General features: G+C 58.9%; 25 protein-coding genes and 1 riboswitch. Of the genes, 2 read left to right on the top strand and 23 right to left on the bottom strand.

The genetic code is table 11. The annotated features are described in order from the left end of the window. Positions 1-26: 26 nt before the first annotated feature. From ACZF99_RS06515 to cobD, 23 genes are all read right to left on the bottom strand, one after another. On the bottom strand, positions 27-1,586 hold the full coding sequence (locus ACZF99_RS06515; RefSeq protein WP_483612580.1) for a cobyric acid synthase: 1,560 nt from the start codon (positions 1,584-1,586) through the stop codon (positions 27-29). A gap of 369 nt (positions 1,587-1,955) precedes the next feature. After that, entirely contained in the window at positions 1,956-2,810 is an 855-nt protein-coding gene (gene cobS / locus ACZF99_RS06510; protein WP_483610092.1) for an adenosylcobinamide-GDP ribazoletransferase, read from the bottom strand. Further along, positions 2,807-3,394 carry a bifunctional adenosylcobinamide kinase/adenosylcobinamide-phosphate guanylyltransferase gene (gene cobU / locus ACZF99_RS06505; protein ID WP_483610090.1) on the bottom strand — a complete coding sequence of 196 codons (588 nt, stop codon included), beginning with the start codon at positions 3,392-3,394 and terminating at the stop codon, positions 2,807-2,809. The genes cobS and cobU overlap by 4 nt, the downstream gene beginning before the upstream one ends. After that, a complete protein-coding gene (cobT, locus tag ACZF99_RS06500; protein ID WP_483610088.1) occupies positions 3,391-4,470 on the bottom strand; it encodes a nicotinate-nucleotide--dimethylbenzimidazole phosphoribosyltransferase in 1,080 nt (359 codons plus the stop codon). The genes cobU and cobT overlap by 4 nt, the downstream gene beginning before the upstream one ends. Before the next feature lie 86 nt (positions 4,471-4,556). After that, the gene (locus tag ACZF99_RS06495; RefSeq protein WP_483610086.1) at positions 4,557-5,348 is read right to left on the bottom strand and encodes an ABC transporter ATP-binding protein; all 792 of its coding nucleotides are present in this window, start codon (positions 5,346-5,348) and stop codon (positions 4,557-4,559) included. Next, complete coding sequence (locus ACZF99_RS06490) at positions 5,345-6,394, bottom strand: FecCD family ABC transporter permease (protein WP_483610084.1); 1,050 nt, start codon at positions 6,392-6,394, stop codon at positions 5,345-5,347. Before ACZF99_RS06490 ends, ACZF99_RS06495 begins: the two co-directional genes overlap by 4 nt. Continuing rightward, entirely contained in the window at positions 6,391-7,401 is a 1,011-nt protein-coding gene (locus ACZF99_RS06485) for an ABC transporter substrate-binding protein (protein WP_483610082.1), read from the bottom strand. Before ACZF99_RS06485 ends, ACZF99_RS06490 begins: the two co-directional genes overlap by 4 nt. A 21-nt stretch (positions 7,402-7,422) precedes the next feature. Continuing rightward, positions 7,423-7,605, bottom strand: coding sequence for a hypothetical protein (locus ACZF99_RS06480; RefSeq protein WP_483610080.1), 183 nt, complete (start codon positions 7,603-7,605; stop codon positions 7,423-7,425). 42 nt (positions 7,606-7,647) lie between these two features. After that, positions 7,648-7,859: riboswitch (cobalamin riboswitch) on the bottom strand. Positions 7,860-7,888: 29 nt separating this feature from the next. Beyond that, positions 7,889-8,896 carry a TRM11 family SAM-dependent methyltransferase gene (locus tag ACZF99_RS06475; RefSeq protein ID WP_483612578.1) on the bottom strand — a complete coding sequence of 336 codons (1,008 nt, stop codon included), beginning with the start codon at positions 8,894-8,896 and terminating at the stop codon, positions 7,889-7,891. 49 nt (positions 8,897-8,945) lie between these two features. Further along, a complete protein-coding gene (locus ACZF99_RS06470) occupies positions 8,946-9,716 on the bottom strand; it encodes a TIGR03915 family putative DNA repair protein (protein ID WP_483610078.1) in 771 nt (256 codons plus the stop codon). Next, positions 9,701-11,026, bottom strand: coding sequence for a putative DNA modification/repair radical SAM protein (locus ACZF99_RS06465; RefSeq protein WP_483610076.1), 1,326 nt, complete (start codon positions 11,024-11,026; stop codon positions 9,701-9,703). Before ACZF99_RS06465 ends, ACZF99_RS06470 begins: the two co-directional genes overlap by 16 nt. A 63-nt stretch (positions 11,027-11,089) precedes the next feature. Further along, entirely contained in the window at positions 11,090-12,301 is a 1,212-nt protein-coding gene (locus tag ACZF99_RS06460) for a response regulator (protein WP_483610074.1), read from the bottom strand. Then, positions 12,298-14,070, bottom strand: a complete 1,773-nt coding sequence (locus ACZF99_RS06455; protein ID WP_483610072.1) for a cache domain-containing sensor histidine kinase — start codon at positions 14,068-14,070, stop codon at positions 12,298-12,300. The genes ACZF99_RS06460 and ACZF99_RS06455 overlap by 4 nt, the downstream gene beginning before the upstream one ends. Before the next feature lie 75 nt (positions 14,071-14,145). Next, positions 14,146-14,970 carry a carbohydrate ABC transporter permease gene (locus tag ACZF99_RS06450; RefSeq protein WP_483610070.1) on the bottom strand — a complete coding sequence of 275 codons (825 nt, stop codon included), beginning with the start codon at positions 14,968-14,970 and terminating at the stop codon, positions 14,146-14,148. A 19-nt stretch (positions 14,971-14,989) separates the two neighbouring features. Continuing rightward, positions 14,990-15,880, bottom strand: coding sequence for a carbohydrate ABC transporter permease (locus ACZF99_RS06445; protein WP_483610068.1), 891 nt, complete (start codon positions 15,878-15,880; stop codon positions 14,990-14,992). A 126-nt stretch (positions 15,881-16,006) separates the two neighbouring features. Then, a complete protein-coding gene (locus ACZF99_RS06440) occupies positions 16,007-17,362 on the bottom strand; it encodes an extracellular solute-binding protein (RefSeq protein WP_483610066.1) in 1,356 nt (451 codons plus the stop codon). A 232-nt stretch (positions 17,363-17,594) separates the two neighbouring features. After that, entirely contained in the window at positions 17,595-18,779 is a 1,185-nt protein-coding gene (locus tag ACZF99_RS06435) for an MFS transporter (protein ID WP_483610064.1), read from the bottom strand. Positions 18,780-18,913: 134 nt separating this feature from the next. Continuing rightward, positions 18,914-19,216: an ArsR/SmtB family transcription factor gene (locus ACZF99_RS06430; protein ID WP_483610062.1), complete on the bottom strand. Its 303-nt coding sequence runs from the start codon at positions 19,214-19,216 to the stop codon at positions 18,914-18,916. A 586-nt stretch (positions 19,217-19,802) separates the two neighbouring features. Continuing rightward, positions 19,803-20,750, bottom strand: coding sequence for an MsnO8 family LLM class oxidoreductase (locus ACZF99_RS06425; RefSeq protein ID WP_483610060.1), 948 nt, complete (start codon positions 20,748-20,750; stop codon positions 19,803-19,805). Next, positions 20,740-21,468 carry a histidine phosphatase family protein gene (locus ACZF99_RS06420; RefSeq protein WP_483610058.1) on the bottom strand — a complete coding sequence of 243 codons (729 nt, stop codon included), beginning with the start codon at positions 21,466-21,468 and terminating at the stop codon, positions 20,740-20,742. The genes ACZF99_RS06425 and ACZF99_RS06420 overlap by 11 nt, the downstream gene beginning before the upstream one ends. Positions 21,469-21,542: 74 nt before the next feature. Beyond that, the gene (gene cbiB, locus ACZF99_RS06415) at positions 21,543-22,511 is read right to left on the bottom strand and encodes an adenosylcobinamide-phosphate synthase CbiB (RefSeq protein ID WP_483610056.1); all 969 of its coding nucleotides are present in this window, start codon (positions 22,509-22,511) and stop codon (positions 21,543-21,545) included. Further along, positions 22,511-23,248: an adenosylcobinamide amidohydrolase gene (locus tag ACZF99_RS06410; protein ID WP_483610054.1), complete on the bottom strand. Its 738-nt coding sequence runs from the start codon at positions 23,246-23,248 to the stop codon at positions 22,511-22,513. Before ACZF99_RS06410 ends, cbiB begins: the two co-directional genes overlap by 1 nt. 60 nt (positions 23,249-23,308) lie before the next feature. Next, a complete protein-coding gene (gene cobD / locus ACZF99_RS06405; RefSeq protein WP_483610052.1) occupies positions 23,309-24,394 on the bottom strand; it encodes a threonine-phosphate decarboxylase CobD in 1,086 nt (361 codons plus the stop codon). Between the two features lie 261 nt (positions 24,395-24,655). On the opposite strand from cobD, the gene lplA reads away from it, so the two are divergent. Continuing rightward, positions 24,656-25,660, top strand: coding sequence for a lipoate--protein ligase (lplA, locus tag ACZF99_RS06400; RefSeq protein WP_483610050.1), 1,005 nt, complete (start codon positions 24,656-24,658; stop codon positions 25,658-25,660). Between the two features lie 231 nt (positions 25,661-25,891). After that, positions 25,892-26,695 (top strand): Cof-type HAD-IIB family hydrolase, encoded by an 804-nt coding sequence (locus tag ACZF99_RS06395; protein WP_483610048.1) that lies wholly within the window; start codon positions 25,892-25,894, stop codon positions 26,693-26,695. Position 26,696: the final 1 nt, after the last annotated feature.

Here is a 26,696-nt window from a genome sequence, read left to right as displayed (position 1 = left end):
CTTACATTCGCCCGATTTGTCAAAGCTTAACTCTCGGGATCCGGGCTAATTCCGGCAATTTGGTAGATCAGGTCCATCCGAAAATGGCTGCGGACATGATCGGCCAGCCGATCAAAGGCTTCCTCCTTGCGCGACGAAGAGGTAAAGGTGGAGCCCAAGGGTTCCCGCCCTTTACCGGCTCGCAGCCCGTCCAGCCAGGCACGGCGCCAGGCATCGTTATGGAATAACCCGTGCAGGTACGTTCCGAACACTCTCCCGTCGGGGCGGGCTGCGCCTTCCGAATGCGGTGCGGCTGCCCCATCTTCCCCCGGATCGTCGGCTTGAAGCAGGAACAGGGGGCTGATGTCCCGAAGCCGCTGGGTTGAACCGGCATGGATCTCATAACCTTCGATGGCCATCCGGCTGACCGAGGTATGCAGCGGTACGGGCTGGCCATCTTGGATTTGGCCATGCACGCGGAGCGTCTTCTTGCCCGGAAGAAAAGTCGTCGACAAGGGCAACAGGCCTAAACCCAGCGCCGACCTTGGTTGGGCGGCTTCTACCGCTTGGGGATCGTGCAATTCTTCCCCCAACATTTGGTAACCGCCGCAGATGCCGACAAGCTGGATGTGCGTTTCCTCCTCGATCAGGCTGCGAATGGCTCCCTCCAGCCCTTGCCTCCGCAGGTATTCCAAATCCCCGATCGTATCCTTCGTCCCCGGCAAAATCACGGCATCCGGGCGCCCGAGCTCCGATCGCTTGCTCACGTAACGGAGCGACACGTCCGGTTCGGCGGCCAAAGGATCAAAATCGGTAAAATTGGATATGCGCGGGTAACGTATGACCGCAATGTCCAGCTCCTTCTCGATCCCCACCCCCGGGCCGGATGCGTAGGTATCCAGAATGACGGAATCCTCCGCTTCAATCTCCAAATCCGGCAGAAATGGAAGCACGCCCATAACGGGAATGCCGGTCCGCCGCTCCAGCCAATCCAGCCCGGGCTGCAGCAGGGACAGGTCGCCGCGGAACTTGTTGATGATGAACCCTTTGACCCGGGCCCGTTCCTGCGGCTCCAGCAGCTCCAGCGTGCCGACGAGAAAGGCGAACACGCCGCCGCGATCAATATCAGCCGCTAGAATAACCGGAGCGTCCGCCCATTCGGCCAGATTCATGTTGACGATATCGCGTTGCTTCAGGTTGATTTCCGCCGGGCTCCCGGCCCCCTCCATGACGACGATACCGTGCTTCGCACGGAGTCTCCCGAGCGCTTCCATCACCAGCGGCTTGGCTTGGGGCAGAAATTCCTCCCGATAACTGGACGCGCTGAGATGTTGGTATGGACGCCCATGAACGACGATCTGCGAATGCATGTCCCCGGTCGGCTTAATCAGTACCGGATTCATGTCGGTGGTGGCGGCGATGCCGCAAGCTTCCGCCTGGACGCCTTGCGCACGGCCGATTTCCCGTCCGTCCTCCGTCACATAGGAGTTCAGGGCCATATTCTGCGATTTGAACGGAGCCGGACGAAGCCCGTCCTGCGCAAAAATGCGGCATAACGCCGTCACGATGACGCTCTTGCCCACGTCCGATGCCGTGCCTTGGATCATCAATACGGCACCCGGCGGAGCGGAGGCAGGGCCGTCGGCATCAACCTTAAACTTGTCATCACGTCTGTTCACCTAGGTTCCGCTCCTTTCCGAATCCTGAATCCTGAATCCTGGGTCGTTAATATATGGTTTCAGCCGGCTTTGCACGATTATCCCTTTCGGTAAGGTCGGAAGGCAGCCTATTCCATCTTCCATCGATCTTGAAGCGATCATCCCTTCCTCCCTCGGCTAAGCGCGCTCAACCTCAAGCTCGCCCGTTTTCTTAGCGCCCTGAGCAAACGGGATAATGGTGCAAAGCGTCGGAACACCGAATGTACCTGACGTCAAAATCGATTGCGGTCCCGTCCGCTTAACTCGGATTCCGGTTAATTACCGTAAAATCAGCACGGCGAGCAGCAGCAAAACGGCTTCCAATCCTTCGCCCAGCGCTCCGTACGTATCCCCGGTCAAGCCGCCCAGCTTGGCACTGATCCGGCGCGCCGCCCAAGTCCCCGCCGCCCAGGCCAGCACCGGCGATAAACCGAGATACAGCAACGAACGCAGCAGGGCGGGTTCATCAACTCTCCCTAGCGACAGAAGCAGCGTGCACAGCAGCACCCCGACGGATAAAGTGACCGCCATGATCGTGCCGCTCCAAGCATCACGTTCGCCGAAGCCGTGAAACTGCGCGGCCAACCCTTCGCCTTGCCGGGCTTTCGGCCATCGATGCATCGCCCGGGTCATGAACCAGCGACTCCACAGGGGAGCAAGCAGCAAAGCAAGCCCCAACGACAGCATGTCCTCTTGGAAGAGGGATGCCAATAGCGATGTCTTAAGCAGGAGCAAAAGAACGCAGGCTAACACGCCCATGGCGCCAACCCGGCTGTCTTTCATAATCTCCAGCATCTTCTCGCGGGGCCGGTAGCTCAGCAGCCCGTCAGCCGTATCCATCCAGCCGTCCAGATGCAGCCCTCCGGTTAGCCAGACCCAGAGGATTAACGCAAGCACGGCTGCCGGAAGCGGAGGGAGCAGCCAGCCGGCAAGCCAGCCTCCCGCCAAGACGGCGGCGCCGATCGCCGCCCCGACTAGCGGATAGTAGGCGATGCTGCGCCGCAGCAGGTCCGGCGTAAACTCCAGTTCGGTCCGCACCGGGAAGCGGGACAGGAACTGGAAGGCTGCCAGCATCGGCTGCAGAGCTCCGGGCTTGCCTGCCCGGGAAGAAGGATCGCGTTTCGATTCGGTCATAAGCGATACTCCCGGCTCTTCAGCTCGATGGGAATTCCGGCGGTGACCAGAAAGACCTGGTCCGATAACTCCGCCATCGTGCGGTTCATAAGGCCGGCCCAATCCCGGTATTGCCGGCCCAGCGGATATTCGGGCACGATGCCGCTGCCCACCTCGTTGGTCACCAGCGCCAGCGTGCCGGGAAAGACTTCGATCGCGGCAACCAACCGCTCGATCTCCCGCTCCAGGATGGCATCGGCTTCCCCCGGCCGTTCTCCCGCGCCCAGCAGCACGTTCGACAGCCACAAGGTCAAGCAGTCGATCAGCACGGTCGGACAAGCGTCGTCCTCCGCTCCTCCCTTCCCAACCGGCCGTTCGCCGAGCTCTTGCAGCAGTTCGGCCAATCCGAGCGGCACCTCGAGCGTCGTCCAAGCGAACCCGCTTTGCTCCCGCTGGAGTCGGTGCAGATGAATGCGGGCCCGCATCTCGTCGTCAAACGCTTGCGCCGTTGCGACATAATGCGCAGCCGTCGCCTGTTTCATCACCCAGCGTTCGGCAAACGTGCTTTTGCCGCTGCGGGCGCCGCCGGTCACCAGGATCTTCATCGCGCCGTCTCCCCGCCATGCCCGCCATCCGCGACGCCGGCGCTTTCGAATGTCGCCATCTCGGCCATGATGCGGCAGGCCGCATCGACAAGATGCAGCGCCAGTACGCCGCCCGTGCCTTCGCCCAGCCGCATGTCCAGCTCCAGCATCGGGTTCAGGCCGAGCTCCTGCAGGAGGGCGCGGTGTCCCTGCTCGTGGGAGACGTGCGAAGCAATCAGGTAATCGGCCGCCACCGGCTTCAGGCGAACCGCCAGCAAAGCGGCGACGGTCGAAATGAAGCCGTCGATCACTACCGGGCAGCGCCGGGCGGCGGCCCCCAGGATGACGCCGGTTAATCCGGCGATTTCAAGCCCGCCCACTTTGGCCAGCACATCCAGCGGATCCCCCGCATCCGGGCGATTTACTTCCAGCGCTCGTTCCACCACGGCGACCTTATGCCGCAGCCGTTCATCGCCGACTCCGGTTCCGCGTCCAACGCTCCGCTGCGGCGCAACCCCCGTCAGGCCGCTCATGATCGCAGCGCTGGCCGTGGTGTTGCCGATGCCCATCTCTCCGGTGACGAACAGCCGAACGCCTTGGGAGACCGCGTTATCGACCACCTCGGCACCGACAAGGATGGCCGCTTCGGCTTCGTCCCGGCTCATCGCCGGCCCTTTGGCCATATTCCCCGTTCCGTAACGCAGCTTCCGCTGTACAAGGCCCGGGTGGGCGAGCTCCGCATTCACGCCGATGTCCACGCAAACGACGTCGGCCGACGCATGATGCGCCAACACGTTTACCGCCGCACCGCCGGCCAGAAAGTTAAGCACCATCTGCGGCGTCACTTCGGCCGGAAAGGCGCTTACTCCTTCCTCGCACACGCCGTGATCCGCCGCCATCACGATGACCGAACGTCGCGGGAACGCCGGCTGGACCCCACCCGTGATGCCCGCCAGCTTGACGGCCAACTCCTCCAGCTTGCCGAGACTTCCCGGCGGCTTCGTCAACCGGTCCAAATGAACCCGGGCCGCCTCCATGACCGCTTCGTCCAACGGGGTGATCGCTTGGATCAACTGCCCTGTCGAATCGTATCCCATAACCGTATTCCCCTTTCTTCATTACGCGATTACGCATGCTCATGCACCAATCGTCCGCGCTTCCGCCGCCAAAGCAGGCTCCAGTCTTACTGCAACCGTTCCCGCCGCAGCAGCAACTGCGGAAGGTCCGAATCCGGATGACTCACTTGATGGGCCCGAACCCCAAACACCGCGGCGACCATCTCCGGCGACAGCATTTCCTCCGGCGCTCCCTGCGCCACAATGCGCCCGCCGCTCATCACAAGCAGATGGCTGCAAAACAACGCGGCCAGATTCAAATCATGCATCACCGAAACGACGGTAAGCCCCGCCTCCCGCTGCCAATCCGCGACCATCTCCATAAACTGCATCTGATAGCGCAAATCCAGATAGGTCGTCGGTTCATCGAGCAGTACCAGCTCCGGCTGCTGGGCCATCACTTTCCCGAGCGCCACCCGCTGCCGCTGCCCCCCGCTCAGTACGCTCAGCGGACGACGCTCCAGTTCTTTCAGATCAAGTCGCTCCATAATTCCGTCGATCAGGCGACGGCCCGCCTCCGCCCCTTCGATCTCTTTGCCGCGCCAATCCTGGTGGGCGAACCGGCCCATCTCCACGACCTCGCGGACGGTAAAGGCCACGGGAGGAAGCCCGTCCTGCTGGAGAACCGCCACTTTGCGCGACAGCTCCTTGCGCGAATACGCAGCCAGCGGCCGCCCGCCCAGCATAATCGAACCGGCATCCGGTTGCTCCACGCCGGAGATCAGATTCAGCAGAGTCGTTTTGCCGCTGCCGTTCGGACCGATCAACCCCCAGAATTCGCCGGGGCCAACCCGCCAGTCCACATCCTTCAGCACTTCCAACCGGCCAAATGCCTTTGCAACTCCTGACGCCTCGATCAACGCAACTCCTCCTCCCTCTGCTTTTTCTTCCGATACAGCAGATACCCGAAGAAAGGCGCTCCCACGAACGCGGTGACGATGCCGAGCGGAATTTCCGTCGGAGCCAGCAGCGAACGGGCCGCCAGATCGCTCCACATCATGAAGATCCCCCCGCCCAGCGCCGACAGCGGAATGATCAGGCGGTAATCGGGACCCGTGATCAGGCGAATCATATGGGGAACGACCAGGCCAACGAACCCGATCACGCCGGACACCGATACCGCGGCGGCCGTCATCAGGGTGGCGACGAGCAGTACGGCCAGCTTGGTGCGTTCCACGGCCATCCCGGAGTGGGAAGCCTGACGTTCGCCAAGAGTCAGCAGGTTCAAATGCTTGGCCCGGCTCCACAGGAACAGAGCCCCCACCAGCAAATAAGGCAAAAGGATGGCCGTATACGACCATCCGCGCAAGCTTAAACTGCCCATCGTCCAATAATAAATTTCATTGATCGTCTTCTTCGACATCGCCGTTAAAAAGGACACGACCGCTCCGAGAAACGACTGCATCACGACCCCGGACAAAACCAGGCTTTCGATGGGCAGCTTCCCGTTCTCCCGGGCCAGCCAAATGACGATCCATAACGTAACCGCTCCCGTGACGAAGGCGACCAACGGCAGCGTAAAAATGCCCAGCAGGGAAAACTGCCAACCGAAAAAAATCAGTACGGCCGCGCCGATGGCCGATCCCGACGATACGCCCAGCGTAAACGGATCCGCCAGCGGGTTGCGCAACACGCCTTGAAAGCCGGCGCCCGCCACGGCGAGCGAGGCGCCGACCAGCATCCCGAGCAGCACGCGGGGCAGCCGGACCTGCACGACGATTTGCTCTGCCGCCGTACTCCAATCCGGCGTGATCAGGCGGCCAAGCCCCGGGATCCGATGCAGCAGAATGGCCGCGATTTCTCCGGCCGGCACATGAACCGAGCCAATGCCGATGCAGAGCAGCAGCGTCACGGCCAGCAGCACGATTCCGGCTGCCCCGTATCCGGCCCATCTGCCGCGCGTCATGGCTGGAGCAGATCCGGATGAACCGCCTTGGCGACTTCGATCAACCCCTGCGTCACGCGAGGGCCCGTACGGCTGAGCAGGTTATCGTCCAAAGCGATGATCCGGTTCTCCTTGACGGCCGTAATTTGGTCCCAGCCCGAACGGCCCTTGATGATGTCGGCCAACGTCTTGTTGTTCTCGTCAACTACGCTTTTCGCATACAAAATGACGTCCGGGTTGGCCTGGATAATCTGTTCCTCATTGATTTCGGACCAGCCCTCGACATCGGAAGCGACATTGATGCCGCCGGACAACGTGATCATTTCATCCATGAATTCGCCTTTGCCGACCGTCCAGCCCGGGGAAAATTCGATGTACACCTTTTTCTTCTGATCCTCGCTCAGTGAACCGAGCGCATCGGTAACGGTTTGGACCTCCTGCTTCATCTTCCCGACCACCTCGGCCGCTTCGGCCCGGTGGTTGGTAATTTCGCCGATCGTTTGGATGTGGTCCATCACCGCATCGATCGTTTTCGGATTGAATTGGAACACGTTCATCCCCATATCCGTCAAGCTTTTGACCGTCGCTTCATCGATCAGGCTGGCTGCCAGTACCAAATCCGGCTGCGCCGCCACGATCGCTTCAACGTTCACCTGGAACCCGCCCATCCGAGGTTTGTCCTTCACCGCTTCCGGATAGTCGTCCAGATCGGATACGCCGGCGACTTGTTCGTCAAGCCCGAGCGCAAACAGCACTTCCGTCTCCGACGGCGCAAGCGAAACGATGCGCTCCGGCGCCGCCTCAAACGTGAACTCCTTGCCGGCGGAATCCGTTACGGTATAAGGATACGTCGTCTCCTGTACGGCCGGTTGCTCCGACGCCGCGTTCGTTCCGGCGTTTTGCGTTTGCTGCGCCGCTCCCGCGGCGTTCCCCGCCCCTTGGTTGGCGGCGTTATTGTTCCCGCAGGCAGCAAGCACCAGCAGCAGCGCCAGCAACCCCAGGCTTCCGATTCGTTTCCAGTTCTTCATCTCCAAATCTCCCCTTTATGCTTATTCCAGCAGGTAAAGAATCGCCCCGTGCTCCAGCGGTACGTCGTGCAGCCGGGCGTCAAGCCCCGCCGAACTCCATTCCTCCCGGCAACGAAGAAAAACCCCAATCCTGGCGGATGGGGTTACGTCTACAAAGTCATGCCGCGCGCCCGCATCGTGGACGGCTCCACGATGCGGCGCCAAGCCATGATATTCTTGGCAGAACGTTATCCTCTCCTCGAAGGACCGTCTTGAATTCCCGTGGCAGGTCTCCTGACTTCCAGGTATCGACGAAAGCTCGCCTTCCCATCCCCTTCGCGGGCGACAGTGGCATCGTGAGCTCGTCCCTGATTTACAGTGGCGGGACCGTGCCGGATTTGCACCGGCTTCCCTTTTAACCCGAAGCGCACGCGGCGTTCTTCACCGCTGCTTCAGGACCTACGGGCACAATGTGTACGCTTGTCTTAAGGCTTTCTTCTCTATTGGATTATAGGGGAAAAGCGGGAAACTGACAATATCCAATCCGTCTCGACGTCTCACATTTAACCACCCAAACCCGCCGTACGAAACGGCCCTTGCTAACCTTGCAGCGATCCGTAACGACCAGTCCCGCCTCGAGGAACTCCCGCTCCAGCGGCTCGGTGGAGACGATCACCGCCCGGGAGGCGATACGGCGCACGCTGTCCAACATATCCCTCCGCGCCGCGGCCGAGAGTACCGAGCACAGATTATAAGGGAGGTCGACGATCGCGGCGTCGAACGCCTCGTCCAGTTGGTTCAAATCGCCGATCTTCGCCAAGTCGGCATCATAGCCGAAGTGGCGCAAATTGCTTCTTGCGCCGCGGACCGCCGCCGGATTGATATCCCGGCCAACGATATCGACGCTCATCGACAGCGCTTCGATCAGCACATTGCCCATACCGCAGCACGGGTCGATCGCTCGCTTGCCTTCCGGGTTGGGCACGGCAATATTGACGAGCGCCCGGGCCACTCCTGTCGTCAGCCCGGTGGAGTAATTGTGCGGTTTATTCTTGTGCGTGTGCCATACAGGTACGGAGCTGCGGCAAATCCCCAGCACCCAGTCTTCCTTCCGCGCCAACAGACCCAAGGTCACTTCAGGGCCGCGCATCTCCGCGATGCCGCGAATCCGGGCGCCGATCCGGCGCTCCGCCTCGCGCTCGCCTTCATACGTCTGCCGCTCACCGCACTTGAGATAACGGACTTTGAAGGTATGTCCCTCCAAATCCAGCAGCGACGCCAGCTCGCCAAGCTCGTCCAGAGTAGGCGCGGCAAACCATACATCCAACCGCAGTTGCACGAACGGGCTGCGATTGGGCGGCAGCCGGAGCGGGCTAGCCACATAGGCCGCTCCCTCCGCAGCTTGCCCAAACAAGGCGCGCTGCTCCATGAGGCACAACTCCCGCTCGCTCTCATGGCTGGCGAATGGATAAATATAGGTGATGGGGGATGTATTCAAGTTGTAGTGCGGGTTCAATCTAGCGACATCCTCTCTGATGGCTTGTCTCCCCATTGTACCAGAAGCATCACTCCTCCCGCATTTCCGTCAACTGCGACCAATATCGCTTAGGCATATGCGACATTTGCGCCCGCGGGTTAAGCCGTTCCCGGATCGCCACCGTATCGTAGAACCGCTTCCATAACCGGCGGTATTCCCGCTCCTGCTCTTCCGCCTCCGGCAAGACGAGCTCGTCGAGATCCACGATTTCCGTACGTTCCGGATTCATGTCCGGCGGGCGGTGGATCAGCGCCTGGCGGTGGGTTTGATCGTAGATCAGAAACGCCTCATGCCGATAACGATCGCAAAAATGCGGGGCTAAGATCGGCAGCACGCGGTTCTTGGGTTCAATCACCGAAACCAGCACATCGCCGTATACCGAGAAGCGGACGAAACCCATCAATGCGTGACTTTCCGTATTCAAATGCCTCACCGCTTTGCGCAGCCGATGCACCGTAGTCTCGGTCAGCATGTCCATAGCGGCCCGCCCATGCCGGAACCCGAGCCGCAGGAAGCGGTAAATCAGCAAATCCTTCTGCGGCTCGCAGGTCAGGAAACCGCGGCGGACAAGCTCCTGGGCCTCCGGCGATATGCTCCGTCCGATGGCGCTGTAAACCCGGGACGCTTTCTCGGGTGAGGTCTCCACCCATCTCGACTCGAATAACGTCAGCTGCGGCTCGTCGTCAGCGCGGAGATCGACCAGTTCTTCCTTGCGTTCATAGCTTTCGAACACACAGCTCAGCAGGCCGTCGAAGCTCCCGTCATAAGCGTAAGCCGCTTCCTTCATCCAAGCAGCCATGCGCCGATCTCCTTCCCCGCCGTCCCGGCCAACTCCTCGTCGGAGAACAGCGACAGCTGCTCCACCTTCGGCTGCGGCAGAAATAAGTCGATTTCCTTGCGGGACAGCAAGGATCTGAGAATCGTGCTTTCATTCACCTTGAGTCCTTCCAGCCGGCGGCCGGAACAAGTGAGGAAGTATTGCGCCCGCTTCAGCACGACTCCCAGCTTCTTTAAGCCGTGAAAATCAAGCCGCCCCGTTCGCCGCGCCGCCACGATCCGCTTGGCGCTGCGAATGCCGATGCCGGGGACGCGCAGCAGCGTTTCGTAGGGGGCCGTGTTGACTTCCACCGGAAAACGGTCGATATGCCGGACCGCCCAATGGCATTTCGGGTCCATAAACAAATTGAAATTCGGCGTGCGCTCATCGAGCAGTTCCTTAGCTTCGAAGCCGTAGAAACGCAGCAGCCAGTCCGCCTGGTACAGGCGATGCTCCCGCAGCAGCGGCGGCTTGCTGTCGAGCGACGGCAGCAGCGCATGCTCGGCCACCGGCGTGTAGGCGGAATAATACACCCGCTTTAGTTCATATTTGCGGTACAACGCCTCCGTCAGATTCAGAATCTTTAGATCGCTGTCCGGCGTAGCCCCGATGATGAGCTGGGTGCTTTGCCCGCCAGGGACAAACCGGGGAGCGTGGCGGTATTGGACCAGATCGGCGCCGTTCTCGCGAATGCCTTGCCGAATGGCGCGCATCGGCTTCAGGATCGCCTCCTTATTCTTGTCCGGCGCAAGCCGGAGCAAGCTGTCCTGCGAGGGCAGCTCAATGTTGACGCTCATCCGGTCCGCAAGCAACCCAAGCCGGGCGACCAGCGCCGGATCGGCACCGGGAATCGCCTTCACGTGGATATACCCGCCGAAGCCATATTGATTCCGCAGCAATTCCAGCGTCCGGATCAACTGCTCCGTCGTATAATCCGGGCTGCGCATGATCCCGGAGCTGAGAAACAAACCTTCGATATAGTTGCGGCGGTAAAAATGCATCGTCAGCTCCGCCAGCTCCTCCGGTGTGAACGCGGCGCGGCGCGTGTCGTTGGAACGGCGGTTGACGCAATATTTGCAATCATAGATGCAGGCGTTCGACATCAGCAGCTTAAGCAGCGAGATGCAGCGCCCGTCGGCGGCAAAGCTATGGCAAATGCCGCTGGCGACGGTATTTCCCGCCGTTCGGCCGCCGCCGCTCGCCCCGCTTCCCCGCTCCACGCCGCTGGAAGAACACGATACATCGTATTTGGCCGAGTCCGTCAAAATGGTCAGCTTGTCATATACGTCCATCTTTGCAGCCTCCCTTTTGACTGCATTATATGACGAACATATGTTCCTGTCAATGAAGAAGAACTACTCCGTCTTGCCGCCGCTGGCCATCAGGATATTGATGTTCTGCTGCTGGCGGTATTCGTTGGGCGTTACGTGATATTTCTTGCGGAACATCTGCGCGAAATGGCGGATGTCCTGATAGCCGAGGTATTCGGCGATCTCCGCAACCTTCAGCTTCGGGTTCAGCAGCAGCTGCTTCGCTTGCTCCAGGCGGAGCGAGGTGACGTACTCCTTGTAGCCCAGACCGACCTTCTGCTTGAACAGCTGGCTGAAATAGGCCGGGTTCAGATAGACGACGGACGCGACTTTTTCCAAGGAAAGGTCTACCTCGTTGTAGTGCTCCCGGATGTACTGCAAAGCGACGTCGATCGCCCTCTCCCCGCTGCCCTTGGGCGGATCCAGGAGGGCGACCGGCGAGTCGCACGCCTGCTTCATGCGCATGACCACCTGCGGAACCGCCTTGAAATCGTCGTTCGGACCCGAATGGAAGATCTGGAAAGGCACTTTCAAATAATGCTTCATATGCGCCTTCACCTCTTCCTGAAACTGGCCGATCCGTTCCGGCTCCCGCGGCGCAATCAACCCCAGCAGACTTTGACGGTCATAGCTGACGACAAATCCGCGGCCGTGGCGCTCGATCAGTTCGAACAGCACGTTCTCCACGATGAAATGCTCCAGCCGCACGCTTTTGTCCCCGGCATCCATCCGGACCATCATCAGATAAAAGCTGAGATAGTCCTCCATAAACGGAGCCAGGTCCAGATTGCCGATATCCAGTCCCGAGGCCAGCCGCTGAAACACGCCTTCGCGCAAGTACTTCAAATTGGCCTTCAAGAGCTCCTCATCCTTCATAAGCTCGCTTTCCTCGCGGATTTCCACCGCCAGAGCACCGATGATTTCCTGCAGCCGGTTTTTCCCGATCGGCTTCAGCAGATAATCGCGGGCCCCGAGCCGCACCGCTTCCTGGGCATAAGCGAATTCGCTGTGGGCCGAGATGACCACCCACTTGACGTGGGGAAACTTGCGTTTGGAGATGCGCATGAATTCCAGACCGTCCATCCCCGGCATCAAAATATCGGTCAGCACAATGTCGAATCGCCGCTCGCTCATCAGCTTAACCGCATCTTCCGCCCCGGTCGCCAGATCCACCGCAGTTTCCGGATACATCCGTTTAATCGTCCGTTTGATCCCTTCGCGAATCGCCCGTTCGTCGTCGGCAATCAGAATATTCACTTCGAAACGTCTCCTTCCATGGGAAGCGGCAGCACGACAGCCACCTTGGTTCCTTCATCGGGAATGCTCTCGATCTCCAAACCGTAACGTTCGCCGAACATGTGCCGCAGCCGTCGGTGCAGGTTTTGCAGTCCGATGCCGCTGCCGCCCGTACCGGATTCCTTCGGGATTTGCCGGTTCAACGCCTGCTTCAACCAGGACAGCCGCTCGGCCTCCATCCCGTTGCCGTTGTCCTCCACGACGATTCTCAGCACACCCCCGGCCTCCTGCGTATACAGCTTCAGCACGCCTTGACGCTTCAGGGATTCGAGCCCGTATTTCACGGCGTTTTCGATGATCGGCTGCAAGGTCATTTTCGGCAGCCGGATGTCCAGCCAGCGTTCGTCGACGGCCGTTTCCACCCGCAGCCGGCCCTCCAGCCGGATCAAGATGATCGTCAAATAGTGGTGGATCTGCTCCAGCTCCTCGCGCAGCGTGACCTTCGCCCCGTCCTTCCATTCGCTGCTGTAGCGGAACATCGAAGACAACGATAAGACAAGCTCGCCAAGGCGGTCATTCTCCTGCTCGTCGAGCATCCAGTAAATCATGTCCAGCGTGTTATACAAAAAATGCGGGTTCACCTGCGACTGCAGCGCGTGCAGCTCGGCGTTCTTCTCGCTGACCGAGGAAATTTTGACCCGCTCGATCAGCTCCTCGATCCGGCTGACCATTCGGTTAAACGAAGCGACGAGAATGTTGATCTCCTGGTAAGAAGAGACGTTCACCATCCCGCGGAAATTCCCGACCTCGACCTGCCTCATCTCGCGGATCAGCTTCTTCAGCGGATTGGCGATCGTCCGCGACACGAGGCTGGCCACGACGGCGGAGACGATGATCAGGATCGATATAACGATCAGCAGATAACGTTTGGTTTCCATTAGCTCGACGTTCAAATCCTGGCGCGGCGTCACGCTGACGACCGACCAGTCGGAGAAAGGCAGCCGGGAAGCGACGGTAATGCCGGAATCCTTCTGCTCCACCAGCAAATCGCGGGAAGCGTCCAGCTTGGGGAGATCGGGCAGCACCGGAGCGGGTTCGGTTAGCGACGAGACGACTTGGCCCTGCCGGTTGATCAGATACACCTGGCTGTGCTCCCCAAGCTTCAAATTATCCAGAGCGTCCAGCACGGGCTCCGGGTTCACCTCGTAAAGGACGATGCCGATCGGCTTATGCTCGTTCAAATCGTAGATTTGCCGGCCGAACGCAAACACCGGACTGTCTTCGTTCCTATCGATCAGCGAGTGGGCATAAACGCCCAGCCACACCATTTTCCCCGACGACTCGCGAAGCTGGCGGTACCAGCTTTCTTGGGGATAAGCCGGATCGAGCACATTCATCGAGTTGCCGTAATTGTAGATTTTTCCCCGGTTGGTGATGACATGGATGCCTACCAGATCGTCGCGCGAGTAAAAAATCGCGCCGATGATGTTCGTAATCGACTGCTCATTGATATAAGCCACCGCCGGCTCGTCGGTTTTCTCGTTCAGCAGGCGGATCATTTCGAAATTGTTGGTGATCGACTTGGACAAGCTGTCGTACCCTTCGTACAGCAGGCTGAACAGCCCCGCGGTCTGGGCCACGTTTTTTTGCGACAGGTCGCTGATTTTCTCGTGATATTGCGCCGTGGTCCGGTTGTAGTAAAGCAAGCTGACGATCAGCACAATGCCCGACATGCAAAAAAGAAACAGCAAAAACAGCCGATGGTTTATGGAATGAAAGCTGTTTCGCAACGGTTCTCCCCTCCATCCTCGTGTCCTGCTGCTCCTTCATTATAAGTCCGCGTCCCTATTTTGCAAGATAACCCCTTAACCTTTGACGGCTCCCGCCACCATCCCTTTCGTGATTTGGTTCGACAGGAAGAAATAGATCAAAATGACCGGCAGCGCGCCCATGACGAGGAAGGCGCCGATCGCCCCGTAGTTGACGGAGTACTGGCTGACGAACGTATATACCCCGAACGGCAGGGTCTTCAGCTTCTCGGACGAAATGAACGTCGCGGCCAAAATGTATTCGTTCCAAATCGTGATAAAGGTCAAGATGCACACCGTCATCATCGGCGGCACGGACACCGGAATGATGATGCTGCGGAAGATTCGGTAAATGCTCGCCCCGTCGATAAAGGCCGACTCCTCGATTTCCGACGGGATGCTCTTCATGAACCCGCTGAGAATAAAGACGGCAATCGGCGTGGAAAAAGCGATATACGGCAAAATGAGCGACAGGTGTGTGTTCAGAATATCGACGTTTTTGAAAATCACCATCAGCGGCAGCAACGTAGCCTGCATCGGGATCATCATGCCCATCAGAAAGACGGTCATCACCAAACCGCCGTACTTCCAGCGGAACCGCGAGATCGCGTAAGCCACCATCGAGCTGAGGAGGATCACGCAGAGCATGGTGATCGCGGTGACCATTACGCTGTTCGATAAATATTTCAAATAGCTGCCGGACTCGTAAGCGTCTTTGTAATTATGCCACTGCAGTTCCTTCGGCAGGGCGAAGAAGCTTCCGCCCATGATCTCCTCATTCGTCTTCAAGGAATACAGCAGCAGCCACAACAGCGGGTACAGCTGAGTTACCACCGGAATCGCAAACAACAGGTACACGATTCCCTTTTTGAATTTGCGCATGAACCCTCGCCCTCCTTGGCTAGCTGTATTTTTGCTCGAGCTTGTTGAAGATGAAATTGATGATCGCCGTGCATATCAGGCACAACAGGACCAGGAACGTGGCGATGGCGCTGCCGTACCCGTATTTCAAGGACAGGAACGAGCTGTTGTACATATGCGTGGAGATGACATCGGTGGCGTGCGCCGGGCCGCCGGCCGTCATGACCATGACGAGGTCGAACGCCTGCAGGGAGCCGATAAACGCCAGGACGATCGATATTTTAAAAATCGGGACGATCAGCGGCATCGTGATGTAACGGTCCGCTTTGAAGCCTTCCGCCCCGTCGATTTTCGCGGCTTCATAAATCTCGTCCGGAATGTTCTGCACCCCGGTGTATTGGATCAGCAGGTGGTAGCCGAAATACTGCCACAGCGACACGAGATACAAGCTGTACATGGCGATCTTCGGTTCGGTCAGCCAGTTATGCGTCCAGCTGTCCAGCCCGAGGGCGATGAGCACGCCGTTCAGCATCCCGCCCATCGAGGTCGGGTTGTAGATCGTTTTCCAGAGCTGTCCGATAATGACGACCGATAAAATCACCGGCGTAAAATAAATCGACGCCAGCGTAGTTCCCTTTTTCACATAACGGCTGAGCAAAATCGCAAAAAACAGGCAAAGCGGAATCTCCAGCATGGAGGCCACCGCGTAAAGCAGCGTTCGCCGGACCGACGGCCAGAAGACCGGATCGTTCCAGAACATCTCGCGGAAGTTGGCCAACCCCGTAAATTTCGCGGTGGTGATCCCGTCCCAGTTCAATAAGCTGGTCCCGAACGAAACGAGGATCGGAACGAACACCAGGCACACATACAACAACAGACAAGGCAATACGAAGACGGCTATTGTGCGTGCGGGCACCTTCAGTACTTTCATCTCTGACGCCCCCCAATAGAAATGCGATGCGAAGAAGCGCTCCGGCACGAATGCTCCAAAGGCTACTTCGCATCGATGGAAAGGTAATTTTTTTAGAATATCAGGTACACGGTTCGGGGTTTATGCTTACTGCTTGTTGGCTTCAAAGGCGGTTTGATGCTCCTTGGCCACTTGGACGGAATCCACTTTTTGAACGAACAGGTTTTGAATGCTGCTCAGGTGGACTTGCGCCGTTGCCGGATTCATCGTATTATCGAACGCCAGGTCGCCGCCCTTCACTTGGTTGAACAATTCGGCCACATTGATGGCAAGGTCGGAGTAGCCGGCCGCTTTCAGGTCGCCGTCGACTTTTTGACCGAGGCCTACGGCGTTTTTGTTCTCAAACTGCTTCTTCGGGAAGTTCAGGGTGAAGAAGTTCAGGAAGTCCTTCGTCTCCTGCAGATGTTCGCTGTTCGCCGACACCGCAAACGCGCTGCCGGGCGCCAGCATGAACTCGTTCGGATCGCCTTTGCCGTTCACCGTCGGGAATGGGAACGCGCCGACTTTGCCCGCAACGGACGAAGCGTCGATCGCCCCCGTCTCCCAGGAGCCGATGACCCACATGGCCGCTTGGCCGGATTTGAAGATGTTGCCGCCTGCCGTTGCGTCGATCGACGTTGCGCCGTCCGGGAACGCGCCGGCTTGCACCAGCTCCTGGAAGCTGTCGACGGCTTCGATGAAGGCCGGGTCCTCAAACGTCTTCTTGCCGTCCATCACGTCTTGCAGAAAGCCCGGGCCGCCATTGGTGCGAAGCAGGATGTTCATGAACAGGAACGAACCGGTCCAGGAGTCCTTCTCCCCGATCGCCAGCGGCGTGATGCCTTTTTCTTTAAAAATCTTCACATCGGCCAGGAATTCGTCGAACGTTTCCGGCGTTTGGGTGATGCCGGCTTGCTCGAACAATTCCTTATTGTAATAAACCACCTCGATGTTGTTGCCGTCCGGCAGAGCATACACGTTGCCGTCAAAGCTGTAGTAATCAAGCAGGCCCGCTTGGTACGTGTCCTTCAGGCCGTTTTGATCCAACATGTCGTTCAGCGGCGCCAGCAGGCCGGCGTCCACGAACGGTTTCATTTGCGCCGCCGGATTCACGATCGTAATATCCGGAACCTCTTTGGAGGCTGCTTGCGTTTTTAGCTTGATTTTCTGCTGGTCGGTATTCAGCGTGTCGAGCTCGATATGGATGTTGGGATGCGCCGCTTCATACTCTTCGACCAGCGCATGGATCGTTTTATAGGACGGGGTTGCCGGGTCCGGGTAAATATTTTGGAACGTGATGGTGATTTTCTCGCCGCCGCTCCCGCTCGTTGCCCCGTTGCCGGCCGGCTCGTTCGCCGCCGCGTCGTTCTTCGCCCCGCCGCCTCCGCACGCCGACAAACTCAGCACCAACGCGGCGGTTAAAGCGATGGCGGATGTTCTCTTCCAATGCTTCTTATTGAACATTGAATCATGCCCCCTGTGTTTAGGATAAAACCATTATTATGCCTTTAAGCGCTTTCAACAAGGCGCGAACTTCAGGGATCCGGTTGGTTTTTTTTAGGTATGTAGAATTTCCTCTGTTTCCTTGGATTTGGGAATGAAGGGGGCGGGGCTCCTCGTGTCGTTTAGTTGTCATGCATCATCTTCCGAAAACCGGAAGATGATGCATGACAGTCGTTTGCAATCAGGTGCAGCTTCATTTCATTTCTCCGATACCTTCCCTGCCGGCGCTCATTCGCATTCTCAAGAATGACGCCACCACGATCGCAATAGCGACACCAACCATCCCGACCCAGGTAATGGATGGCAGAGACACCCGTTCGATCATGACGCCGCCGATTGCAGCCCCCGCAGCCATGGACAACTGCATCATGGATTGGTTCAGGCTCAGCATGATTCCAGAATAATTCGGTTCAATCCGAACCAGATTGACTTGTTGCGTTGGACCGGAGGACCAAGCCGCAAACGACCACAAGATCAGGAGGATGACAATCAGCTGCCACGAGTGCGTATAGGCAACGGATAGAGAGAGGAGAAGCAGCGCGATGACGTGCAAGAGCAATCCCCCTGACAGTGTCGGGAACACCCCCCATTTATCCGCGCTGAAACCGCCGAATTTGGATCCGAGCAGGCTGGCGATGCCGAAAGCCAACAGCACTCCGCTCAATATCCCTTCCTTCAATCCGGCAACATCTAGCAGATACGGTGAAATGTAGGTGTAGGCGATCGAGTATCCGCCGAGCCAGAAAAAGGTAATCGCAAGCCCCAGCGCTACGTTGCCGTTTTTCAAGAAGGCAAGCTGCTTGGACAACGGCATCGGTTTATCCCCTTGAACTCGGGGGATGATGGCGTACAGAACGAACATAACCACCAGACCGGCCAGTGCCAATATACCAAAAACCGATTTCCATCCGAGTTGTGCTGCAACGATACGTCCAAGAGGCACGCCGATAATCAAGGAGGCCGTAAAGCCCATCACCACGGTAGCAATCGCGCTGGCTTGTTTGCCGGGGGCGGCAATTTTCGCAGCGATGTCCAATGCGGTTACCACAACCATTCCCGCGCCCAGAGCCATGATGACGCGAGCTGCGAGAAACGAGGCATAGCCAGGTAAAACGAAAGACAGGATATTCCCGATCACGAAGATCCCCAGCGCCCAAACCAGCAGTTTTTGTCTTTCCACCTTGGCAGTCAACGCCATCAGGATCGGGGTGCCAATGGCGTACACAAAAGAAAAAATCGTGACCAACTGCCCCGCGGAAGTAACGGAAATCCCCAGGGTATCCGAGATCTTATCCAAGATGCCGGAAATAACGTACTCGGAAGTACCCACCAAAAAAGTAACTAATGCCAATAAATAGACTTTCCACGTGCTAGACAATACGTTCACTTCTCCTTCTTTTTGTTGTATGAATCGTTACCGACATGAGGATCCTTTTGATAAATTCATATATCGCAATATGTCGATCTGTTGGGCCAAAAAAAACTGAATACGTTTGAGGTATTCAGTTCAGACTAGAGTTTCTGATTTAAGAAATCAGCTAATTCGCTTATTTTCTCTTCGTTGCGTTTGTAGTACGTATATTTGCCGATTCGCTCGGTTCGAATCAGTCCGGCCCGTTGCAGAATGGACAAATACTGCGACGCTGTCGACTGTGTCATGTTCAACTTATCCGTCACTTGACTGACACACACCCCGATTTCCCTCATATCCACTCCTTCATGGGGCACAAAATATTTTTCGGGCTCCTTCAGCCACTGCAAAATCTGTAACCTCGACTCGTTAGACAACGCCTTGAACACTTCAATTGGATCCATGTCTTGTATTATATCTACATTTTGCGATATGTCAATCTAATCTTTAATGCCCCATAAACCAAGTTCTAAGCCTATTTTAAAACCTCATTCAATGAAACGCTGCGGTGATAAAATCCATAAGCCGAAGCTCATTCGCGGACGCCGCTGCAGTTTGCGGCAGGAGGGCTGCGGGAAGTGATGTATTTCGGAGGACTGGACGCGGTCGGCTCGAACGCCTTCGTTTGTGGGGCGTCGCCGGGGGATTTTTGGTCCTGCTGCTCGCTTCCGGATTGAAGGCCGGTCGAGCGACAGATGCGCCCCCTGCTTCTGTTACAGGGGATTAAAATAGTGTGGTGGCATAATCAGCAATAAGCGCTTTAGAGTAGGTGCTTCTTTCGTGAGACCGTTTGGTGCGTTTGATGTTTTGGTGCCGAACTCATATTGTATTTTATACAACATTTTGGGCCCATGGGGGAGCTGCCAACCGCAAAATGCTGTATTTCGTACAGCAATTCACAGTATTATGGGCCCTCCCCCGCAAAAATGCTGCACTTTCTGCAACATTATGGCCAGAACCCCTGAAGACCAGGGGAAAATGTTGTAAAATTTACAACATTTCAACGCGGGACGCTTCAGCCAGAAGTTGATAGGAGAGCAACCGTTCCTCGTAATCGGGGATCAGCGATACGATCAGGAACTCGTCGTTGCGGCACTTCTGTTGCAGGTTTCCCAATTGTTCTAGGACTTGCTTGGCTGTCCCGGAAAACCCTTGAAAAGGCGCCCCTCCGCGGGCGCGGAATCCCTCCGCCGCCTGCGCCGCCAAAACCTCCGCCCGGGCTTCGGTCTCCGCGCAAATCACGCTGACGGCAAGCATGGCGGAGGGCTCGGCTCGGTGAACGGAGGGGCGGAAGGTTTCGCGGTAGGCCCGCAGGACTTCAGTTCCGTCACTGTCGCTCATAAATTGGCCGAAGACGTACCCCGTTCCGAGTTCGGCCGCATAACCCGCGCTTTTGACATTGGTGCCGAGCATCCATAGTTCAGGCGGAAGCTGGGGAACCGGCCTTGCGGTTACGGGATGATCCTCGTAGCGATAACGATCCGCAAGCAGGTCGGAAAGCTCCTTGGCCAGTTGCGAATAACGCCCGACCCGTTCCAGAAAATTGCCGCTTAAAGCCATCGACGCGTGCGCCTCCCCGCCGGGGGCTCTCCCGATCCCGAGATCGACGCGCCCCGGATACAGGGCCGCCAGCAGCCGGAAGTTTTCCGCGACCTTCAGCGGACTGTAATGCGGGAGCAATACGGCGCCCGACCCCAGGCGGATCCGGCGGGTAGCCGCTCCAATCGCCGACAGCAGCACCTCCGGCGCCGCGCTGGCCAATGCCTCCATATCGTGATGCTCCGCCGTCCAATAGCGCAGATATCCCCTTTCTTCCGCTTGCCGCGCCAACCGGATCGTTTGTTCGAGCGCCGCTTCAGCCGTTGTCCCCGGGAGCTTCGGAACCAAATCCAGCACGCCAAGCTTAAGCTTCAGCTTCATCTCGGACTCATTCATCATGCCCCTCCTTCTCCTCCTCAGGTTCGCCTTCCCCATGAAAAAACAAACGTTGAACGCCGCCCGGCCCAACCCGGGTGTCCCAGAAACCCAGACCCGGCTGCAGCAGCGAGCAAAGCATCGATATCACGCCGCCGTGGGTCACGATGAGCAAACGTACGGGCTCAGTTGGTTGTGAAGCGGGTTGCGGCGAAGGCGGATGCAATCGCAAGGTTGGCGGCAGGAACGCCGGCTTGCGCAACGGGTCGATTGCCAAGCTGCCGGAGCCAAAGTTGGAGTTGGGGGCCTCTCCCGCTAACGCCATCGTCTGCCTCAGAAGCTCCTCGCCTACTTCAGATACCCGTGCTTGAAAAGCCTGCCAGGATTCGCCCCCGGGGGGTGTTCCAGCCTGCGGATCGTCGATCCAGGCGCGGTATCGCTTGTCATCCTTCAGCATCTCATACGTTTGGCCTTCCCACCGGCCGAAATTCATTTCCCGCAAACGGGGGTCCAGTTGCGCGCCGTCCAGCAGATCCGGACGGGCCCAAGCCAACGTTTCCCGGCAGCGCCGTAAATCGCTGGCGTATACCGCGGCGAAGTTCACCCCCGCCAGCTCCCGGCGCAGCTCTGCCAAACTCGACGCCTCGTCCGGCAGCAGCGGCAGATCGCTGTGGCCCTGATATCGGCGTTCGGCGTTCCAGGCCGTGAGACCATGACGAACCAGCCACCATTCCGCGTTCATTTTCGTTCACCTCCCGGCCAATGCCTCGAGCCAAAATTCAAGCCCCGCTTGTTGACACAGCGGACCGAATCCGACTAAATCCAACTCCAGCTGCCGACGGTCGCGATCCATGCTGCCGTTCCTGTAATGACGGTTGCATTCGCTGCCCAAAACATCAGCTCCGCCGTCTTCGCCACGTCCCCGGGCGCCAGCTCCCGGGTTTTGTCGCCCATATAGGCGCGGAACGAAACGACGCCGTGGTAGGAATTTTCCCCGCCTAACCTTACCCCGAGCGCCCCGGCTACCGCCGCCTCCGGGTAGCCGCTGTTCGGGCTCGGATGCTTGGCGGCATCGCGGCGCACCATTCGCCACGCGCCGCGGGCATCCAGCCGCAAGGCCCATGCTGCGACGTAGAGCAGCAGCGCCGTCAGCCGGGCGGGGAGGTAATTGGCGATATCGTCCAACCGGGCGGAAGCCCAGCCGAGATCGATGTATTTGTCGTTCTTGTAACCGACCATCGAATCGAGGGTGTTCACCGCCCGATACGCCATCGCCAGCGGGGCGCCGCCCAGCAGCGCAAAAACGAGCGGCGACACGACGGCGTCGACGATGTTCTCGGCGACGGTCTCGACGGCGCCGCGCGTGATCTCCGGCGCATCCAGGTGCGCCGTGTCGCGTCCGACGATCATGCCGAGCGCGCGGCGGGCGGCGGGCAGGTCACCGCGCAGCAGGTGGCCGGCCACGTCCATCCCCGCCTCGCGCAAGCCTTTGGCGGCGATCGTCGTCCAGATGAGGGCGGCCTCTGCCGCGGCCGCCAGCCACGGGCTGACCTGGGCCAGCAGGCGCAGCAGCGCCCAGGTCACGGCAAAGCTGCCGCCGGCGACGACCAGCGGCAGCAGCACCCCCGCCGCCCGGTAGCGGCGGGGCGGGACGAGGCGGCGGACGGCCGCCTCGAGCGCGGCGATCGCCTTGCCCATCCCCACCACCGGGTGGGGAAGCCAGCGCGGATCGCCGAGCAGCCGGTCGAGCGCATACGCGACCGGCACCACCCACCACGCCGCCATCACCCGCGCGCCCCCGCTTCCGCAGCGCGCAGCGACGCGCCTACGGCGGCGTACACCAGGCGGCCCACCGTGCCGCCCAGGTCCGTCGCGGTGCCCGCGTAAGCGTGCAGCAGCGGCCAGTCGGCCCGCTGACTCACGCCCAGCGCGACCGCGTCGGTCGTGGTGCCGGTGGCCGCAAGCCCGTTCTCGGCGTCCGTCACGCCGAGATCGCCCAGCGCGGCCGTCTTGGCCTCCGTCGCCGTCATCACGGCGTTCACCATCGCCGCCGGCGTCAGCCGCCCGTCCACGGCCAGCAGCACATTGATCGTTCCCGGCGTCCACGAAGCCGGGAACGTCGTCCGCCGAACGCCGGCCCGCGCGGCGTTCGACGCCCCCGCCGTCGCGCAGCAGAAGACGGCGAAATCGTCGCCCCGCTCCTCCGCCACCGCCGCGTAACGCATCGGCACCGCCGTCAGCAGCCCGGCCGTTTCTTCGGCCGGGTCCCCCCACTGCCCCAGCAGATCCGCGATATCCCGCACCGGATCGTCGCAGCGGTAATGGCGGTCTACGTAGATGTTAACCATCCGGCGCAACTTGCCGAAGCCGCCGCCATACACCGCGCTGCTCAAGCCGTCCATCGCCTGCGGCGCCTCCAGCATCAAATGGCGCTCCCCGTATTCCAGCTTCAAGCCGGGCCAAACTTCCGATGCATAACTCGCGCCCGGTTGCACCTCCATAAAAGGCATCTCCAACGTCATTTTCCCTTCCTCCCCACTAACCGTATCTCACCTAAAACAAAGCCCCTTCATCCGCCATTGTTACTCCATTGCCGCTTCCAGCTCGCGCAGCAGCTTGCCGCAGGCCGCCTCGTCCTTTACCGCCAGCCGGATGTCCCGCCGCGTCAGCCCCGGATACATCGCGCAGCTGCGCACCAGCACCCCGCGCCGCCCGAGCGCGGTCTGCATCGCTTCCGCCGTCCACGGCTCCGGCAGCCGAACGAGCAAAAAATTGACCTCACTCGGCCAAGTATGACAACCGTGCCGCGCCAGTTCGCCCCGCAGCCGTTCGCGCTGCCGCTTCACCAGCTCCAAAGTCGCCCGCTCGTACGAAGCGTCCGCCCCCAGGCATACCTCTCCCGCCAGCAGCGCCAGCGAATTGACGCTCCAGGTCACCTGCTTGTCCCGCATGCGCCGGGCCGTCTCGGGATGCGCGATCGCGTAGCCGAGCCGGAGGCCCGGGATCGCATAAAACTTCGTCATCGACCGGATCAGGATAAGGTGCGGATAGGCCCCAAGCTCCGGCAGCAGCGTCCGGCGCTCCGGTTCCGGGATAAAGTCGATAAACGCCTCATCCACCACCACGTACGTGCCGTACCGCTCTCCGGCCGCGGCGAACCGCCGCAGCTCGTCCAACCCGTATTGCACTCCGTTCGGATTGTTGGGCTGGCCGATAAACGTCAAATCCGTCTCACGGATCAGCCCTTCGATCTCCTCCGGCGCGGCCTTAAACGCGTCCTCCGCCGTTCCGAACACCGACCGCACCCGGGCGCCAAACTGCTCCGAAAGCGTCCGGTATTCGGAGAAGCAGGGCTCCACGATCCCGACCTTCTCCGGGGCGAGTCCGAGCAGCGCCAGCGCCATATTTTCCGCGGCCCCGTTCCCGACGACCAGCGTTTCCTCCTCTACCTGAAGGCGGGATGCCAATCGCGAGATCAACCTGCGGTGCCCGGGGTCCGGATACCGCACAATCCCCGGCAGCGCCTCCCGAAGCGCATCCAGCAGACCCGGCGGCGGCCCCAGCGGATTGATGTTCGCGCTAAAGTCCGTCCATTCCCCCGCCTCCACGCCGTACCGGGCCGAGGCCGTCACCAGGTCGCCGCCGTGGCCGTAAACTTCCAACTCCATGACCGATCCCTCTTTTCTTCTGTATCCATACAACCATGCGCTGATTCATCATCATTCCAAAAAAAGTTCAGGTGTCCCCATTATCTGTTTCCCGCCACTTTCCGTCAATAAGGAAGGACTTGGCGTTCTTTTTCGGCAAAAAGCTTTACTCCCCCTTTGGTTTCGACACCAATTGGTTTACAATAAAATCGTATGCGTGTTTGACTATATACCGGGGCCTGAGATTCAGGCGGCCGGCCGCAAATAGGAGGATGGAGAACCATGCTGTTTATCGATAACGAAGGCATTACCGATGCGTCCGTCAATCTGGCCATCGAAGAATACGCCTTAAGACATTTGCCGCTGGAGGACGACAGCTACTTGCTGTTTTATATCAACGCTCCTTCCATCATTATCGGCAAGCACCAGAACACCATCGAGGAGATCAATCAGGAATACGTCAAGGAGAACGGCGTGCAAGTCGTGCGGCGGCTTTCCGGGGGCGGCGCGGTGTACCACGACCTGGGGAACCTGAACTTCAGCTTCATCACCAAGGATGACGGCGAGTCGTTCCACAACTTCCGCAAGTTTACCGAGCCGGTGGTGCAGGCATTGAAATCGCTGGGCGTGAACGCGGAATTGACCGGACGCAACGACCTTCAGGTCGGGGAGCAAAAGATTTCCGGCAACGCCCAATTTGCCACGCGCGGCCGCATGTTCAGCCACGGTACGCTAATGTTCAATCTGAACCTCGACAACGTACAGGCATCGCTGCATGCCAATCCGGAGAAATTCAAATCGAAAAGCACCAAATCCGTGCGCAGCCGGGTCGCCAACATCATCGACTTCCTGGACCGCAAAATGACGATCGAGGAATTCCGCGCCGAGCTGCTGCGGCATATTTTCGGTATGGAACCCAACGCGGTGCCTCAGTATAAATTGACGGAAGCGGACTGGGCGAAAATCCATGAGATTTCCGCGCAGCGCTATAAGAACTGGGATTGGAACTACGGTTTATCGCCGGAGAGCAATGTCAAGCACGCGAAGAAGTTCCCGGTCGGCATTATTGACCTGCGCATGAATATCAAGGACGGCCATATCCAGGACATCAAAATTTACGGCGATTTCTTTGGCGTCGGCGACGTAGCGGAGATCGAGGACAAACTGAGAGGCGTAAAATATGAGGATTCGGCCGTACGGGAAGCGCTCGCCGGCACGGATGTGAAGCACTACTTCGGCAATTTGGAGCTGGACGAATTCATCGGACTGGTTTTCCTTGAAGAATAGCAAACTGTTGCTAAAACATCGCACTTCCCGTTTTACCTGGATCGGCGCATTTCTGGCCGCCGCCGGGCTCTACCTGTTGGCGTTCGCCCACACCCGGGGCTTGGCTTTGAATTGCGGAGATCTTGTGTTTTTGTGCGCTATTGCCTCGGCTGTATGTGCATATCGGGCGGCATGTTGCCGGCGGAATTGAAATCCGCCGGATAGAGAGATCATTCCTAAAGGAGAGAAACCATGTATAAGCTGATTGCCATCGACATCGATGACACCTTGATCAATGACGACAAAGAAGTGACTCCCACAACGCAGCAAGCGCTGGAGCAAGCGGTGGCCAAAGGGGTCGTCGTTACCCTGGCTACCGGCCGCGCCTACGCGTCGGCCCAAGCGATCGCCCGTCAAACCGGACTGAACGTGCCGATCATTACGTACCAAGGGGCGCTCGTCAAAAACCTGATGGACGAAAAGGTGCTCTACGAGCGTTACGTCCCGATGGGAGCGGCGCGCAAGCTGTTCGAATACTGCATCGAACGCAACCTGCACCTGCAAACGTACATCGACGACAAGCTATACGCCCGCGAGGAGAATCAGAAGCTGATCGACTATACCGCGCTGAACCGGACGCGGTATTACGTGGAGCCGGATTTTGCCAAGCTGGTGGCCCAGCCGACGCCGAAAATGCTGATCATCGACGAACCGGATTACCTGGACGAAATCGCGCCGGAGCTGCGCGAGCTGCTGGGGGACGGCGTGCATATCACCAAGTCCAAGCCGAACTTCCTGGAAATCATGCATGCGGAAGGCACGAAAGGCCATGCCTTGCGTTTTCTGGCGGCCCATTACGGCTGCGACTTGTCGCAAACGATCGCCATCGGCGATTCGTGGAACGATCATGAGATGCTGGAGGCTGCCGGCCTGGGCGTAGCCATGGGCAACGCCATCCCGGCCTTGAAGGACATTGCCGATTATGTCACATTGGGCAACAACGAGGACGGCGTGAAGCATGTGATCGACAAGTTTGTGTTGAATGCAAAAAACTAAC

The organism is Paenibacillus sp. JL3B1040, from assembly GCF_057063165.1.
This window is presented reverse-complemented; position numbering and strand designations above follow the sequence as displayed.

Bases quoted from the DNA above. Each gene is read 5' to 3' on its own strand.
- cobD (WP_483610052.1), bottom strand. From the start codon at position 24,394: ATGGAGTTGGAAGTTTACGGCCACGGCGGCGACCTGGTGACGGCCTCG.
- ACZF99_RS06450 (WP_483610070.1), bottom strand. From the start codon at position 14,970: ATGCGCAAATTCAAAAAGGGAATCGTGTACCTGTTGTTTGCGATTCCG.
- ACZF99_RS06515 (WP_483612580.1), bottom strand. From the start codon at position 1,586: ATGATCCAAGGCACGGCATCGGACGTGGGCAAGAGCGTCATCGTGACG.
- cobU (WP_483610090.1), bottom strand. From the start codon at position 3,394: ATGAAGATCCTGGTGACCGGCGGCGCCCGCAGCGGCAAAAGCACGTTT.
- ACZF99_RS06485 (WP_483610082.1), bottom strand. From the start codon at position 7,401: ATGAAGAACTGGAAACGAATCGGAAGCCTGGGGTTGCTGGCGCTGCTG.
- ACZF99_RS06425 (WP_483610060.1), bottom strand. From the start codon at position 20,750: ATGATGAATGAGTCCGAGATGAAGCTGAAGCTTAAGCTTGGCGTGCTG.
- ACZF99_RS06430 (WP_483610062.1), bottom strand. From the start codon at position 19,216: ATGGATCCAATTGAAGTGTTCAAGGCGTTGTCTAACGAGTCGAGGTTA.
- ACZF99_RS06445 (WP_483610068.1), bottom strand. From the start codon at position 15,880: ATGAAAGTACTGAAGGTGCCCGCACGCACAATAGCCGTCTTCGTATTG.
- ACZF99_RS06465 (WP_483610076.1), bottom strand. From the start codon at position 11,026: ATGGACGTATATGACAAGCTGACCATTTTGACGGACTCGGCCAAATAC.
- ACZF99_RS06420 (WP_483610058.1), bottom strand. From the start codon at position 21,468: ATGAACGCGGAATGGTGGCTGGTTCGTCATGGTCTCACGGCCTGGAAC.
- cbiB (WP_483610056.1), bottom strand. From the start codon at position 22,511: ATGGCGGCGTGGTGGGTGGTGCCGGTCGCGTATGCGCTCGACCGGCTG.
- cobT (WP_483610088.1), bottom strand. From the start codon at position 4,470: ATGGGATACGATTCGACAGGGCAGTTGATCCAAGCGATCACCCCGTTG.
- cobS (WP_483610092.1), bottom strand. From the start codon at position 2,810: ATGACCGAATCGAAACGCGATCCTTCTTCCCGGGCAGGCAAGCCCGGA.
- ACZF99_RS06490 (WP_483610084.1), bottom strand. From the start codon at position 6,394: ATGACGCGCGGCAGATGGGCCGGATACGGGGCAGCCGGAATCGTGCTG.
- ACZF99_RS06410 (WP_483610054.1), bottom strand. From the start codon at position 23,248: ATGACGTTGGAGATGCCTTTTATGGAGGTGCAACCGGGCGCGAGTTAT.
- ACZF99_RS06395 (WP_483610048.1), top strand. From the start codon at position 25,892: ATGTATAAGCTGATTGCCATCGACATCGATGACACCTTGATCAATGAC.
- ACZF99_RS06440 (WP_483610066.1), bottom strand. From the start codon at position 17,362: ATGTTCAATAAGAAGCATTGGAAGAGAACATCCGCCATCGCTTTAACC.
- ACZF99_RS06470 (WP_483610078.1), bottom strand. From the start codon at position 9,716: ATGGCTGCTTGGATGAAGGAAGCGGCTTACGCTTATGACGGGAGCTTC.
- lplA (WP_483610050.1), top strand. From the start codon at position 24,656: ATGCTGTTTATCGATAACGAAGGCATTACCGATGCGTCCGTCAATCTG.